Here is a 15,132-nt window from a genome sequence, read left to right as displayed (position 1 = left end):
ATATGGCTATTCTTTTAATAAATCTAATAATCCATTCCCTTCGGATGTACGTTCATACCCTAAAGGTACAGTTCTTTTAATAAGTTGTGCATATATTTCCGGCTCTGATAACTTTCGACCGTATTCTTTCTCACACTGTTTAATGAGCAAGGCAAGCGCTCCAGCAACATGCGGCGTCGCCATGGAAGTTCCACTTAACACTGCATATTTCCCATCTGGATACGTAGATAATATTTCATCACCTGGCGCTACTAAATCAATTTCTTGATTTGAATTACTAAAACATGTGATTTTCCATTCTAAATTGACAGCGCCGACTTCAATTACTTCCGAGTAAGCACCTGGGTAATCTAGTTCCTCTGTATTATCATTACAATCTCCATTATTCCCAGCAGCACATACGACGAGAACATCCTGCTTTACCGCATTTTGAATTGCTTCATGTAATTCTGGAACATCTTGCGGACCACCAAGTGACATTGAAATAATTCTCACTTTCTCTTGATTCGGCCCTCTCCAATTTACAGCATAATGAATTGCCTCAATAATTTGCTCGTAACTTCCAGAACCATCTCCCGCTAAAACTTTTAATACTAACATTTTAGCAAGTGGTGCAACTCCTAATACACCGACACCATTTTCAGTTGCTGCAATCGTCCCCGCGACATGAGTACCATGTCCGTTATTATCAAGATACACATTTGGATCAGCTTCATAATCTTTTGTGAAATTTCTTCCGCCGATAATACGATCTTTTAAATCTATATGATTAGTATCACACCCTGTATCTAATACGGCAACGACTACATCTTGCCCCTTCACACTCTTTCCCCATACTTGCGGAGCGTGAATCAGTTGTACACCTGGTGGAATTTCATTTACTTGTTCTACAACCTTATTTACGGTAAATGGAATCAATTGTATACCTTTTTGTTTATTCACTGTACTACTCATCGTAATCCCTCCTGAAAATGTATTATTTTCATTTCAGACCACTTTTGAATACGTGTAAATGTAACATTCGTTTTATTCTTTTTGTTTTCCTTCTTTTCAAATATTTCTCAACATCATTTACTAACTCTATACTACTTTTGTATTTCCCCTATGATTTATAGGAAATAACAGCCTGGGTCATTCAACTAATAACCAAAATAAAAGGACCAATTAATGGTCCTCTTACAGTCTTTTAAAAGAATGATATGTAATTTGAAAAATAATATAAATTAAGACTAAACCTCACTCTTGTTTAAAAACTTTTCTATTTCTTTTACTAAATATTCCGCTCCCTCTATCCCAACAGTAATATTTCCATTTGCTAATGATATGTTCTGCTCTGAAACATCACCTGTGATTTGGCAAGCATTGTAAGGTTGATATTTTTGTAAAATGATTTTATCTGCTTCTACAAAAATTTCAAGCGGTGATTTGATTTGTATTCCCAATACATCGCGTAATTCTTTAGGGATAACAATTCGTCCTAATTCGTCTACTTTTCGAATAACTCCTGTTGCTTTCATATTTCTCCCCCCTTTCTCTCTATTAATTTTTTTCACCTCGCTTTTTCCATTTTATCACTTTTTGGCAATACTTGCCTCTTTTTAGAAAATTTTGTACTCGAGTTAAAAAAACACATTTAATGCATACGTAATCTCTCTTTCAATTGTTTTACATAACGGGATCTTATAAGTAAGAAGTATACAACTTGAATACCTATGAAAATACTTAATACAACTGTATTTTCTTTAAACAATGAGTACTCAAACATTTGCCCTAACGCCGTTAAGGCTACTGCCCCATGTAATGTTGCAACACCAATTGGAACGAAGAATAAAAGCGCCAATCGAATTGTAACTACCTTCGATAATTCCCTACTCGTCAATCCAACTTTTCGAATCATTTCGAACAAGCGAACATCATCCTCCAAATCGGAGAATAAACGGAAGTAAAGGAAACTTCCTGCGCAAACGAAAAATACTATACCAATAAAGAAACCTACAAATAAAATCGGTCCTGCAATTTGTAAACTTTGGTTTCGTTCGTACTCTTCCGCACTAAACGTTGACTGTTCTTGATACGGTTTAATTTGATGAGTAAGCTCTTTACCAATTTCAATCTCATCTTTCGTTCTTTCAGTTTTATACATATAATCTTTTGTCTCTATAAATCCATCTTGTAATGAATCATATTGATTATTAGAGATTACATAAACATTTCCTCTTAATATTTTCCCCAATGAAGATGAAGTAACTTTTTTCACCTTTAAACTTTCATTCATATTGGGTAAAGTAATTTCTTTTCTTTCTTTCATCGCTGGCCCTGGTATATCAGCTGACAAAAATACAACCTCTTTATTTGCTACAGTATTAAATGGTTCTCCTGTTAACTTTGCATATTCCTTATAATCTGATTCTTTTATAAAAGTGGCGCTTCTTAACGACTGTTCCTCCGTTTTCTTTGTCGAAATATTAGTTTTTGAAGCTGCTATATTATGTTTCTTTAATCCTTTGTCAATCATTTGTATATGTTGTGATTCGTTACTATCCCCTTGCTTAGAATGGTAATGAAACGCAATTGGTCTCTCCATTATCCCTTTCGTCATGGATGCGAAGCCGACTAATGTCCCTATTGCGGAAAATGCTACAGTAGAAATAATGGTTACAATAAAGAACATTCTTGCGTTATCTCTCATGCGATACGCTAAATCTGATAACGTAATAATATTAGTCTGTGTCCAATAGAAACGTTTACTTTTTTTACATAATCGAATAATAAAGACACTCAGCTGCTTGTACAACAAATACGTCCCAATAATAACTACCGTTGTAACAGGAATCATCATAATAAATACCATTGCGCCATGCGATAGAAGAGCTCCTACATAGCCAGCACTAAGCAATACTACTGCTAATATTGAAGAAATGATTGATGCTTTCGGTTCCGGTTTCGCCTCTGCTGATCCTCTAAACAACTTCATAATCTTATTTTTACGAATCATTCCTGCACTAAACAATGATATGATCATAAATAAAATAAAAAACATAATACCCGTTACAACAATTGCTTTCATCGGTATGTAATAGGATAAGGAGATATCTAGTTTCAATATCATCGGAGCGACAAATAGTAATACCCCTGAAAATAACATACCTGAAAGAATACCAAAAATAATTGCCCCTATTCCAATCATAATATTTTCAAAAAAGATAAGACGCTTTAATTGATATTTCGTCATACCTAGCATCATTAAAATTCCTAGTTCACGCTTTCTCGTTTTTAAAAACATTCCCATCGAATATAAAATAAAGAAGAATGTAAATAAGTAAATAATAGACTGTGCAAAAGACATACTTACGAATACGTACTGACCCAATTCTCCTGCACTTAATGCCGGATGAAACGCAAAAAATGAATACACAAAAAAGGCCATAATAGCAAATGCACTACTCAAAAAATAGGCTGAGTATGTCCGTCTATTTCGCGTTACATTCCGATATGCGAGTTCTCTAATGTTCATATTACTTCTCCGCCCTTCTTTCTACTAACTATGTTTTTATATTAGTAAAGTACGGAAATACCTTCCATCGATTCAAATGACAAAAACCTTACAGTTTTGAAAGGTTTAAAAAAATTGCTTATACGTAGTACTTTATTTATAATGACTACATTCATATTCATACACACATCCTATTGTATATTCGTTAGTTTTGCGAAATAATAAAGGATAGAAGTATGTACCATTATACATATAAACTTATTTACCGCTTTAATATGAATAGGAGGAAAACATAATGACATTACAAGAACAGATTATGAAAGCATTACATGTTCAGCCTGTAATTGATCCAAAAGTTGAAATTCGTAAACGAGTTGATTTCTTAAAGGATTATGTAAAGAAAACAGGCGCAAAAGGATTTGTACTTGGTATTAGCGGCGGCCAAGACTCTACATTAGCAGGACGCTTAGCACAACTTGCAGTTGAAGAAATTCGTAACGAAGGTGGTAAAGTAACGTTTATCGCCGTGCGTCTTCCTTATAAAGTACAAAAAGATGAAGATGATGCACAATTAGCATTACAATTCATTCAAGCAGATCAATCTGTTGCATTTGATATTGCTTCAACTGTTGATGCTTTTTCAAATCAATATGAAAACTTATTGGGTGAGTCATTAACAGATTTCAATAAAGGTAACGTGAAAGCACGTATCCGTATGGTTACTCAATATGCAATTGGTGGACAAAAAGGGTTACTTGTTATCGGAACAGATCACGCTGCAGAAGCTGTAACAGGGTTCTTTACAAAATTCGGAGATGGTGGTGCAGATTTATTACCATTAACGGGATTAACGAAGCGCCAAGGACGTGCATTATTACAAGAGTTAGGTGCAGACGAGCGACTTTACTTAAAAATGCCAACAGCTGATTTATTAGATGAAAAACCAGGTCAAGCTGACGAAACAGAGTTAGGTATTACTTATGATCAATTAGATGATTATTTAGAAGGTAAAGCAGTTCCAGCTGACGTTGCAGAGAAAATTGAAAAACGTTACACAGTGAGTGAGCATAAAAGACAAGTACCAGCGTCAATGTTTGATGATTGGTGGAAATAAATAAAACATAAAAAAGAAGCTAATCTTCATTTAGCTTCTTTTTTATATGTTAACGATATACCCCTACTCTTTTCTCCAATAAATCTTGCAAGCAATCTTCATGTTGTTTACAAAATAACGGTGGCATGTCGTCTAACGGGAAAAACTTCAAATCCAACGTTTCATCACCATCTACTTTTTTGTCACCTCCAACTATTGAGAATGAAAAGAACATCACAATTGACTGGGCCTTGTCTCCATTTGGATATGATTGAAAATATTTTGTATACACTCCAATAAGCTCATTTATTTCTACATCATACCCGGTTTCTTCTTTTATTTCCCGGATTGCAGTTTCCGCAGCTGATTCTCCTATCTCCATTGCACCACCTGGAAATCCCCAAGCGTTAAAGTCTCCTCTTTTTTGCAGTAATACTTCTCCATCTTTATTAAATACACAACCACCGGCAAAGTTTAAGAAAACATAATCATGTCCTACTTTTTCACGTAATTCTTTTATATAATTCGCCATTCTCTTTCCCCTTTTCATACTTCTTCTATCGCTATTTTTTATCTTTTTCAAGCAATTCAATGATTCGATCTAGCTTCTGGTTCATATTAATCACGTGGTGTTTCTTTGCAACGCTGCTTTGTAATACTCTTCTAATAAACAAAGTAAATGATATGAAAAACAAAACGATAAGTCCGATTACTAAACAAGTATATATCAATGTGAAAATATTACTTTCGAACAAGTTCATTCAGCATTCACATCCTCTCCTTTTTATTTTATCACATAATTCCCAATATTTTAAAGTGATCAACAAATATAAAAAGAGCATCTTTTACAGATGCTCTTTCTCATTGCTTAATACGTAAATGTAATTGTCGCCAATGAATAACCAGCCAATGCACTATAAGGCGCTACTTGATAAGACACACGCTTTGCACCTTTTGGCCAATTTATTTCATTTAATACTTTCTTTATATCTTGCATCGTCCCATCCATGGACTGCTTATATCGTACTTCTACTTTTTCTGGTTTGGCTGCAAACTGTTGCTGCAACTTTTGCTTAAATTCATTATAATTTTCTGCTCCGTATTCTGCAGATAAGTATTGTAAATTTGTTTCTTTTAACATCTGCTCATATACGACAGTCTTTGAGCTACCAGCTTTTATTTTATTTGTTAATTCACCAAAATAACTTGTAGTTGCCGCTGGATATTTGCTACGATCCCATTCATGATCTTTACTTAACTGTTCGTCAGACATATTAAAATATGAGTAAGTTACACGCCCTGCTTTATCTGGTACTGGATCATCAAATGTAGTATCTAGGTGATACCATTTGTTTTCAATGTTCACTAAATTCCACGCGTGAGCTTGTCCATTTCCTGTGCCTGTTACAATATGATTTTGAATACCTGCCTCTTTTAACAACTCATACGTTAATAATGTATATCCTTGGCAAACGGCAGAACGATTCGCTAATGCTTCATATGCTGTATACGCTTGATAAGACGTATCATAAGACACATGCTTAACAACGTAATCGTGAATAGCTTTTACTTTCTCATGCTCATCCATCCCTGGTTTTACAATTGATCCAACAATTGATTTCGCCTGAGCTTTTACATATTGAGTTTGTTCTTTTGATTCACGGTATTTTACTTGCAGTGTAAACGTATAGTCCCCTGGCATTCCTTTAATAGAATATCTAGTAGACGCTACATTATATTTTACATACTCATCAGCATCTACAATTTTATTAAACTCACCATACAATTGATCCATAATATTTCTAGCATTTCTATCTTTTGTTTTATATGTGATTGTAATATTTTCTTCTCGATTATCAATCTGTTTTTTTAATTCTTTTCTGAAATCATCTAATAACTTTACATCTGATTGCGCTGTCACTGTAGTCGGATTTGTAGCTGCATAAGATACAGATGATGCTTGTAAGCCTCCCATTACTATAGTTGAACAAAGTGCGGCAGCTGTCACATACTTACTTGTCTTTCCCATCTTGTCACTCCTTATATTCTATAACTATACGAAAAGGTATCGTATAGTTTCAGAGTATACAATACTTTTTCGTATAGGTCATATGAGATTATGCATATTAACTAATTCACATAAAAAGGTTGTTCTTTTTAAAAGAACAACCTTTTTTCATTAGCATGTTTGTAATACACAGCATGTATTTTCAAAACGTTGATTTTTCAAATCTTCATTACTAATACAGAAATATAGCATCCCTAATTCTCCCCAAACCATATTACAATTTTTATGATCTGAATCAATTTGGAATAAAAGAGTCATTTGCTGCGGGTCTACTCCCATATATTCTCCTGTCTCATATAACACTTCTTCTTGTACAGAGAATGGCTCACCAAACATTTGATGGTTATCGTAGTTATCTGGAATTAGCTCTTCAAGTAATTGCAAGAAACGATCTGAATCAGCCTCATCTTCAATGAAAAGTTCTGGTAATTTGTATGTCAGTTCAAAAGTAATTGCACACTGGTTATATTTCGCTTGTATTTCATTTTCTCTTCGTAATTGCTCTACAGGAACATCATAATAAAGTACACGCCCAGCTTCTGTTAGATTCACATTTTCTTCAAAATAATTTTCAATGCAAAAGAAATACAGCATGCCCGTCTTAGGAAGATTGTGATCCATACCAACGTTTTGTAAATCACTTAAGTTAAATTGCGCGATAAATTGTAGTGGATTTCCTTTATGCTTTGGATATTCAAATAAAGCTGGTAGATCAGGAACTCCTCCCATTTTCGAACTACCTATCGCAACAGTTCCCTGCTGCTTTGGCACAACTTTTATACAAGGAAATACAGTATTAATAAGTTCTTCTTTCAAGTGTGTTAGTTCATATTTATCAATTAATACTTCAATTTTTTTATTCATAAATTCTCCTTACATTTACATACTTATTTATATCATAGTACAAAGATTATACTTCATTCTTTACAAAATCAACAAGCCTCCCAAAAACGGGCTTATCCTTCGTACGCGAACAAGTTTAAAAAAGCATACTATACATTGTTCCTACAAACACGATAATTCTTTAGTTCTTCCAGTACATTTTCCCCTCGTTCATTTTTAAATATAAGGAGGCATTCCACATGGGTTACGGATATAGTTGCTGTGGTTACGGATACGGTGGCGGCGGTTGTGGTTACGGAGGTTTCGCTTTATTAATCGTTTTATTTATCCTTCTAATCATCATCGGAGCTAGCTGTTGGGGCGGCTTTGTAGGCTGCTAGTAAACTAAAAACTATTGTAAAAAAGCACGTACAATACGTGCTTTTTTGCCATTTCTAAATCTTTCATTCGAAAGGAAGTATGTTTAATGAAGATTGATGGTGTTTTTGAAGGAGGCGGTGTGCGCGGTATTGCGCATGTCGGGGCAATTTGCGCGTTAGCCGAAAAAGGTTATGAATGGGAACGTGTAGCTGGTACATCGGCTGGTTCGATTATTGCAGCGCTCCTAGCGGCAGGATATTCTTGTTCAGAGTTAAAAACGATTATAACTGATATTGATTATAATAAATTTACGAAAAGAACTTTTATTGATAGAATTCCTTTTATCGGCAAGGGACTCAGTGCATGGACTACTCTAGGTATATACTCTAATGTATTTATAGAAGAATGGATTGAAGAATTACTTCGAAAAAAAGGTGTTCATTTATTTACTGATTTACCGGATCTAAACAAACTCAAAATCATCGCCTCTGATATTAGTAATGGTAAAATGGTTGTCTTTCCTGACGACTTACCAAACTACGGATTTTTAAATTATCGCTTCTCTATCGCTAAAGCGGTAAGAATGAGTAGTACAATCCCCTTCTTCTTTGAACCGGTAAAATGGAGAACTCCAAAATGGAAGCAGCCTTGTTATATGGTTGATGGAGGAATTCTAAGTAATTATCCAATTTGGATCTTCGATTCACCTACCGCTCCTCGCTGGCCGACTTTCGGATTTCATTTTATAAAAGATGAGATTCAAGCTGATCCTGCTCACTATAACGAGCCTATTTCCATGTTCAAAGGACTATTTAAAACAATGATGCAAGCTCATGATTTACGTCATTTAGATAAGGAATCAAAAGCAAGAACGATTACAATTCCAACAGGAACGATTACAAGTACTAATTTTGAACTGACAAAGGAAGAAAAAGAATGGCTTTACAATTCTGGTTATAACTCTGCTAATAAATTTTTACAAGCTTGGAACTTTAGGCAATATATCGATGAATATAGAAAAGGAAATCAAGCCCGAAAGACAAATCGATTTTTTCGTCAACTTGACTCATAATATTATTACTTTGCGTATAAATACGAGAACGTTTAACAACTTAATAATAAATAAGCCTAGTAATTTCTTATATTACTAGACTTATTTATTATTATATAATCTCGTACATTGTTTAAGGATACGTTAACCCTTCGGCTTCCTCTGCAGTAATAACTATGTAACGATTTCCCGTTCTTAATCCTAACAGTTCTGCTTTTTCAATCGCTTCTTGCTTCGTCTCTGCATAAGCAGCTAAATATTTTTCTCCATTGATCATTTGGCAAATTACATATTGTTTCATTACTTTCTCCTCTTACTTTTTCATTAGTTGTGCAAGTTTTTTTATACCTATTTCAATTTCTTCTAACGTTGCGTATGAATACGATAGGCGCAAAAATTGATTTGCACTTCTATCATATAAAGTACCTGGGTTTAATAAAACCTTTTCTTGCAGAGCTTTATCAAATAAACTGCGATCTGAAATGGGTACTTTTATATGTACCCATATATAAAATCCCCCTGTTGGTTCATGCCAAGTTGCTATTTCACGAAGATATTTATCTAACATTAGTAACATAAAATCTCTTCGTTTTTTCAATTCACTTCTTACAAAGCGCAAATGCTCATCATATAGACCATTTGTAAACCACTCTGCTGCAATTTGCTGGGATATAGTGCTTGAACCATAATCTGTTTGCATTTTTATGTCTGACAATCTTTGAATTACTGGCTCAGGTCCAACAATCCATCCAATTCTTAACCCTGGACTAATTGCTTTGGACATGCTTCCAATATGTAGTACGATTCCATTTTTATCATAGGCTTTTAAAGGTTTCGAACAAGGTGCATCAAACCATAAGTCTTGATACACTGCGTCCTCTATAATAGGTAATCCAATTTCATTACATATTTCCATCACTTCTATTCGTTTCTTCGCATTCATACTAAAGTTCGTTGGATTATGAAAAGACGGGATTGTATATAAAATAGATGCATTAAATTGCTTCTTATATTTTGTAATATATGATGTATTTAAACCGTTCTCATCCATTGGTATTCCAATGAAACGCATTCCTGCGGATTGAAAAACATTAAGCGAGTATAAATAGGATGGTTTCTCTAATAAGATGGATGCCCCTTTTGGAAGAAGCCCCATAGAGATAAGTTGCAGCGCTTGAATTGCTCCTGAAACAATTAATATAGAGTCAGGAGATACACATATACCATGCCCCTTTAAGTATTCGGAAATCTTTTCCCTTAAATAAAAATTTCCTTTCGGCTCTTCATACCCAAGCTTCACATTTGACTTTAAAAGCTTATTCATAATTTCTTTCATCTTTTTCTCAGGTAAGAGACTCAGCGCGAGCTCACCTGTTCCTAATCGAATTACATGTGGATAAAATTCAGCTTGATTAATCTCCTGAATAGCTGGGAGATTCGGATAATGAAGTCCTGTTTCTACATAAGACTGCCAATTAGGCGGGGGTGCGTAAGTTGAAGCATTCTCATTATTATTTACAACAATTGTTCCTTTCCTGCCATTCCCTTCAATGTATCCCTTTGCAACTAGTTCATCGAAAGCCATTACAATTGTGCTTCGATTCACACCAAATGTATGGGCCAAATCTCTTTGTGAAGGTAATTTCGTTCCAACGGTCCATTCTCCATTAACGATCCTTTCTTTTATATACGTTTCTATTTGTTTATACAGAGGAGTCGCTAGAGACATATTCGGTTTCCAAACGAATCTTTCCATTATATCACCTTATATTCTTTTTGGTTGGTAACCTCCCCAACCATATGGATGGATACAAATTTTCATTTCTTCTATACAATATACACTATCATAATGAATTAAAATAGGAGGTAATATGATGAGTGAAGCAATTATTCATGGTATCATTCTTGCATTTGGACTTATCATTCCATTAGGTGTACAAAATGTTTTTGTCTTTAACCAAGGTGCGAGCCAACCAAACATTTGGAGGGCAGCCCCCGTAATATTAACTGCCTCTATATGTGATACGTTACTCATATTGATTGCAGTGCAAGGTGTCTCCCTTGTACTCCTTACTTTTTCTTGGCTAACTAACTCGTTATATATAGTTGGATTTTTCTTTCTCCTATACATGGGCTTTGTTATTTGGAGAAGTAACCCTTCCAACGATGTAAAACAAGAAAAAAGTATGCCCTTAAAAAAGCAAATCCTTTTCGCAGCATCCGTTTCGTTATTAAATCCACATGCTATTTTAGACACAATCGGTGTAATTGGAACAAATTCTATTCAATACATAGGAAGTGAAAAATGGGCTTTCACACTTGCAACTATTATCGTTTCTTGGATTTGGTTTATAAGCTTAGCGTTAGCGGGGAAATTTCTAAAAAGACTAGACTCAACCGGAAAGACAATTTTATTATTAAATAAATTTTCTGGTCTCATCATATGGGGTGTCGCGCTTTATATGTTAAAACAAGTTATTTATTCTTAATGAACGAAAGAGAATTGCATGTTACTCAAAACATCATGCAATTCTCTTACAAATTATGAAGTAGGCTCTGGTTTCTGTTTTACCGTCTTTGCATCCTTTGGTGGTTTAATCCAAATGATTGCTATGACAGCACCAATGGCAGCGAAAATACTTGTCAAATAAAACACTTCATGGTCCGCCCCTTTCATAAAAAAAGAATATAAAGGTGGTCCAGCTGCTACACCGATAAATCGCATTGAACTATAAAATGACGTAACCGTTCCCCTTTGCTCCTTTTCAATTCCTTGTGTAATGAGGGCATCTAAACATGGGAGTGCCATACCAATCCCTATCCCCATAATAACGAGACAAAGAAGTAGTAAATAAATCCCTTTTATAAATAAAGGAATGATGACTGATGCAGCTGCCATTAAAAAACCAATATAAATACACTTCTTCATAACATTTTGATTATCTCCAATTTTTTTACCGGCCATATAGGAACTAAGTGACAGTACAAGTAACGGGATAGCAAGCACACACCCTTTCCATATACCATGAATGTCATACTTTGATTCCAGTATAGTCGACAAATAAAAGAGAATTCCGAATAAAATAAGCATAATAATTGCACCTAATACAAAAATGGCAATTAACCATCTTCCTTTTTCTCGAAACGTAGACAGAATAGATTTTATAAACTCTTTAAGTGGTGGTACTTCTCCTTCTTGTTTCTTTGCCTTTACTAGAACAAGTAACAAAACAATTGATACGACACATAAAACTGGAATCGCCCAAAATGGTAAGAACCATACAATGGCAGCAAGAGCAGATCCTAAAATAGGGCTCAGCACTTTTCCAAATGTATTGGATGTCTCAATGATTCCCAAACCTGTACTAACTTGTTTTTCATCTTTGTATAAATCACCAACACACGGTATAACAACCGGCATTGCACCAGCAGCACCAATACCTTGAATCGCTCTACCGATTAGTATCCAAATGTAGGGATTATCAACTTTCCATGATACCCAACCAGTTATCGCTCCTCCTATAGCCGCAATCAGCAAACTCGGAACCATTACCATCTTTCGTCCCCATCTATCTGATAAATAACCAGCAATCGGTATAAGTAAAATGGCTACGATAGAGTAAATTGTAATAATCATGGATACTTGAAACGATGAAATATGTAATTTCTTTTCAATTGTCGGCAAGATTGGAATGAGCATTGAATTCCCTAATGTCATGACAAGTGGAACTGATGCAAGCGCAATTAAACAACAGTTTTCTTTTTTTAACATGTTGATTTCGGAACCTTTCATCATATATTTCTTACCATATAATAGCCCTGCTGGAACATAATTTTCATTCCACCAGGGCTATTACATCTTTAATACTTCCCATTCACAACAAAAGAAATTGGGTAAAATATAGTATTACTTCTATTCTTTGAATTCTGTTCACTATATATCCATACCAATTAATTGAAAAAAAAAGAAAGGAAGAATCCTTCCTTTCTCCTATAACCTTATGCATTTAGCGAGTATATCCGCCACCAAGCTGTTGTTCTGCCATCGCTACTAGGCGTTTTGTGATTTCACCGCCTACAGAACCGTTTGCACGTGAAGAAGTATCAGCTCCAAGTTGTACACCGAACTCTTGTGCAATTTCATACTTCATTTGATCTAAAGCTGCTTGTGCTCCATGTGATGCTAATTGATTAGAATTACGATTTCTAGCCATTACCAATCACCTCCTTATTTATATATAAATTGTGTTAAATTCAAATTAAAATACATGGAAATTTTTGGTTATTTTTTACCATAAAAAAAGAGCCTCTAAACGAGACTCTCACATCATTTCACATTACGAAGTTACTACTTCTAATTTTCTATTTATTAATACTTTCATTTCTTCTTTTAATATCTCTTTTGAATTATGTCCAAACCATTCTAAGGAAGCAAAAAGATCCGTATTTCTCACTTCCTGAATAATCTCATCATAATTTACAATACCTTCAAATAACGGAACCATACCTATACGACTTCCTGCTGCAGCATATACATTATTAGGTTCAAACACATGCAAATAATCCGCTGAAGATATATTCTTAAAATGGTAATGTAGTGTCCACGGCTTTAATCGATGGAAACTGTCTATTGGATCTGCGCCAGACTCCCATATATGAAGAAAATCAAGATTTATTTTTAAATTCGGATGGTTTACTTCTTCTAATAACTCTATAGTAGAAGGCAATGTGTCCGTTAGTGTATTGGGATGTGTTTCTAACAGCACATACATATTGTTCTGAGCAAACACATCACAAATCTTACGTATTCGCTTCACATACTCTTTTCTCTCTTGTTCCGAGAAGTCCTTGCTCCCTTTTTGCCCAGCAAACGTGCGAATTTTATTCGTATTAAACCAATTAGCTAGTACTACAAGTTGTTCACTTTTCTCTATCGTTTTTTCAAAATCTGCTGATAATGATATATCTAAGTAATCACTTATCATCGTAATTTCTAAGTTTTTATCCTTTAGAAAATTCAATTCTCGTTCTGTCGTTTCACGTTCTTGCATGTACAAATTTTGTGCATGCGTCCCCCATAATTCAATTCCTTCAAAACCGTTTTCATATGCAAATTGAACAATATCAGTAAATGAAATTAATTGATGACGAAATGAAATGGTACATAGCGAATATTTCATAGTATTAAACTCCCCTATCTTAAATTCAGTTAGCTTATTAAAGAGTTGCGACAGATTGATTTGTTTTCATACCTTTCCATGATAGAAACTGTCTCTCTAATTCCTTCTTAATTTGCAGTTCAATCGCATTCATTTCATCCAGTTTTTCAATAATCGATACTAGCATACCTTTATTATTCGTCATTGCCATTTTAATTGCACGATACTGTACATTTGTAAATCCTTGTACAATATCCTCTACCCGATCACACCAATAATCAAATTCTTGCTCCGAATATTGCAACGTTTCACGGAAGTATGCAAAGGCATGCTCATAACTATATTTACGAATTGCAAGTACTGGTATTTGTTTTACTGCTGCTACAAGTCCAGAAAGCGCATATCCTTCTTCCTCATTTGCCATTTTTACAATTAAATTTTTCAGTTCCATAGTCAGTTCATTGTCGTTCTTTTTGAATGTTTCTGTGAAATAACTAGCTACTGTTTCTTGCGTTGGCTCCCCAATTCCTTCTATATCAATGAAATAACCTCCACCAAATGGGTTATCTTGAATAGAGTGAAGTACTTTTTCTCTTTCCATATTTCCTTCCCAACGAAAATCAGGATCTAGCATGAACCACTCTTCTTCTTTCTCTGTTTTTGATATCATTAAATAATGTGGAAACGGTTTTTGATGAAATTTATTTTCCCTCTCTGGTAATAGAGACATATCAACCATTACAATGACATAACGATTTTCCGGCTTGTTTTCTACTAATTCTAAAAACGTTTCTACATTGCTATCTTTATCTTTTGCATGATCATACCATTCGTTTACTTTAATACCGTACAATTTTTCAAACCAAAGTAAATAATGATCATGGTTAATGTTTTCAGAGTGATATGAAATAATTCCTCCTTGTGTTATATCAAAATCTCCATCCCATAGTCCAAAATAAAATGGACGAAAATCAATGTCGCTACGCCTTTTTATAATTTCACAAAAACAACTCACTAAACAGTGCACTTTAATTGAAGTCATACTCTCATCCACTTTCCTAAAGG

At 34.5% G+C, this 15,132-nt stretch carries 17 protein-coding genes; 4 read left to right on the top strand and 13 right to left on the bottom strand.

Annotation, left to right across the window (positions count from 1 at the left end):
- Nucleotides 1-6: 6 nt before the first annotated feature.
- The 3 genes from ACS2QP_RS04360 to ACS2QP_RS04350 form a co-directional block, all read right to left on the bottom strand.
- A complete protein-coding gene (locus ACS2QP_RS04360; RefSeq protein WP_438882155.1) occupies nt 7-954 on the bottom strand; it encodes a serine protease in 948 nt (315 codons plus the stop codon).
- Between the two features lie 275 nt (nt 955-1,229).
- A complete protein-coding gene (locus ACS2QP_RS04355; protein WP_000648324.1) occupies nt 1,230-1,517 on the bottom strand; it encodes an AbrB/MazE/SpoVT family DNA-binding domain-containing protein in 288 nt (95 codons plus the stop codon).
- Between the two features lie 116 nt (nt 1,518-1,633).
- Nucleotides 1,634-3,514, bottom strand: a complete 1,881-nt coding sequence (locus ACS2QP_RS04350) for an FtsX-like permease family protein (protein WP_438882154.1) — start codon at nt 3,512-3,514, stop codon at nt 1,634-1,636.
- Between the two features lie 274 nt (nt 3,515-3,788).
- On the opposite strand from ACS2QP_RS04350, the gene nadE reads away from it, so the two are divergent.
- A complete protein-coding gene (gene nadE, locus ACS2QP_RS04345; protein WP_000174896.1) occupies nt 3,789-4,607 on the top strand; it encodes an ammonia-dependent NAD(+) synthetase in 819 nt (272 codons plus the stop codon).
- Nucleotides 4,608-4,656: 49 nt separating this feature from the next.
- On the opposite strand, the gene ACS2QP_RS04340 is transcribed toward nadE, so the two are convergent.
- The 4 genes from ACS2QP_RS04340 to ACS2QP_RS04325 all read right to left on the bottom strand — a co-directional run bounded on the left by ACS2QP_RS04340 (nt 4,657) and on the right by ACS2QP_RS04325 (nt 7,518).
- A complete protein-coding gene (locus tag ACS2QP_RS04340; protein ID WP_000024992.1) occupies nt 4,657-5,118 on the bottom strand; it encodes an NUDIX hydrolase in 462 nt (153 codons plus the stop codon).
- A gap of 31 nt (nt 5,119-5,149) precedes the next feature.
- On the bottom strand, nt 5,150-5,347 hold the full coding sequence (locus ACS2QP_RS04335) for a DUF4083 domain-containing protein (RefSeq protein WP_001048104.1): 198 nt from the start codon (nt 5,345-5,347) through the stop codon (nt 5,150-5,152).
- A 107-nt stretch (nt 5,348-5,454) separates the two neighbouring features.
- On the bottom strand, nt 5,455-6,615 hold the full coding sequence (locus ACS2QP_RS04330) for a transglutaminase domain-containing protein (protein ID WP_000520865.1): 1,161 nt from the start codon (nt 6,613-6,615) through the stop codon (nt 5,455-5,457).
- Between the two features lie 150 nt (nt 6,616-6,765).
- Complete coding sequence (locus ACS2QP_RS04325) at nt 6,766-7,518, bottom strand: YwqG family protein (RefSeq protein ID WP_001034844.1); 753 nt, start codon at nt 7,516-7,518, stop codon at nt 6,766-6,768.
- Between the two features lie 218 nt (nt 7,519-7,736).
- On the opposite strand from ACS2QP_RS04325, the gene ACS2QP_RS04320 reads away from it, so the two are divergent.
- On the top strand, nt 7,737-7,877 hold the full coding sequence (locus ACS2QP_RS04320; RefSeq protein WP_000540419.1) for a YjcZ family sporulation protein: 141 nt from the start codon (nt 7,737-7,739) through the stop codon (nt 7,875-7,877).
- A gap of 86 nt (nt 7,878-7,963) precedes the next feature.
- Nucleotides 7,964-8,929 (top strand): patatin-like phospholipase family protein, encoded by a 966-nt coding sequence (locus ACS2QP_RS04315; RefSeq protein WP_078421537.1) that lies wholly within the window; start codon nt 7,964-7,966, stop codon nt 8,927-8,929.
- Nucleotides 8,930-9,041: 112 nt separating this feature from the next.
- Here ACS2QP_RS04315 and ACS2QP_RS04310 read toward each other — a convergent pair whose 3' ends face one another.
- Both ACS2QP_RS04310 and ACS2QP_RS04305 read right to left on the bottom strand, forming a co-directional pair.
- Nucleotides 9,042-9,209, bottom strand: coding sequence for a DUF3933 family protein (locus ACS2QP_RS04310; protein ID WP_000816389.1), 168 nt, complete (start codon nt 9,207-9,209; stop codon nt 9,042-9,044).
- A gap of 12 nt (nt 9,210-9,221) precedes the next feature.
- A complete protein-coding gene (locus ACS2QP_RS04305; RefSeq protein ID WP_438882153.1) occupies nt 9,222-10,664 on the bottom strand; it encodes a PLP-dependent aminotransferase family protein in 1,443 nt (480 codons plus the stop codon).
- Between the two features lie 118 nt (nt 10,665-10,782).
- On the opposite strand from ACS2QP_RS04305, the gene ACS2QP_RS04300 reads away from it, so the two are divergent.
- Nucleotides 10,783-11,397, top strand: coding sequence for a LysE/ArgO family amino acid transporter (locus tag ACS2QP_RS04300; RefSeq protein ID WP_001287291.1), 615 nt, complete (start codon nt 10,783-10,785; stop codon nt 11,395-11,397).
- 53 nt (nt 11,398-11,450) lie between these two features.
- Here the strand turns inward: ACS2QP_RS04300 and ACS2QP_RS04295 are convergent, their stop codons facing one another.
- The 4 genes from ACS2QP_RS04295 to ACS2QP_RS04280 form a co-directional block, all read right to left on the bottom strand.
- The gene (locus ACS2QP_RS04295) at nt 11,451-12,680 is read right to left on the bottom strand and encodes an MFS transporter (RefSeq protein ID WP_438882152.1); all 1,230 of its coding nucleotides are present in this window, start codon (nt 12,678-12,680) and stop codon (nt 11,451-11,453) included.
- A 235-nt stretch (nt 12,681-12,915) separates the two neighbouring features.
- The gene (locus ACS2QP_RS04290; RefSeq protein ID WP_000113545.1) at nt 12,916-13,122 is read right to left on the bottom strand and encodes an alpha/beta-type small acid-soluble spore protein; all 207 of its coding nucleotides are present in this window, start codon (nt 13,120-13,122) and stop codon (nt 12,916-12,918) included.
- Nucleotides 13,123-13,245: 123 nt separating this feature from the next.
- Nucleotides 13,246-14,088, bottom strand: coding sequence for a sugar phosphate isomerase/epimerase family protein (locus ACS2QP_RS04285; RefSeq protein ID WP_000877687.1), 843 nt, complete (start codon nt 14,086-14,088; stop codon nt 13,246-13,248).
- 37 nt (nt 14,089-14,125) lie between these two features.
- The gene (locus tag ACS2QP_RS04280) at nt 14,126-15,109 is read right to left on the bottom strand and encodes a DUF6005 family protein (protein ID WP_000200729.1); all 984 of its coding nucleotides are present in this window, start codon (nt 15,107-15,109) and stop codon (nt 14,126-14,128) included.
- Nucleotides 15,110-15,132: the final 23 nt, after the last annotated feature.

The sequence above is a fragment of the Bacillus cereus group sp. Bce019 genome (assembly GCF_051781745.1).
GTDB classification, from domain to species: domain Bacteria; phylum Bacillota; class Bacilli; order Bacillales; family Bacillaceae_G; genus Bacillus_A; species Bacillus_A cereus.
This window is presented reverse-complemented; position numbering and strand designations above follow the sequence as displayed.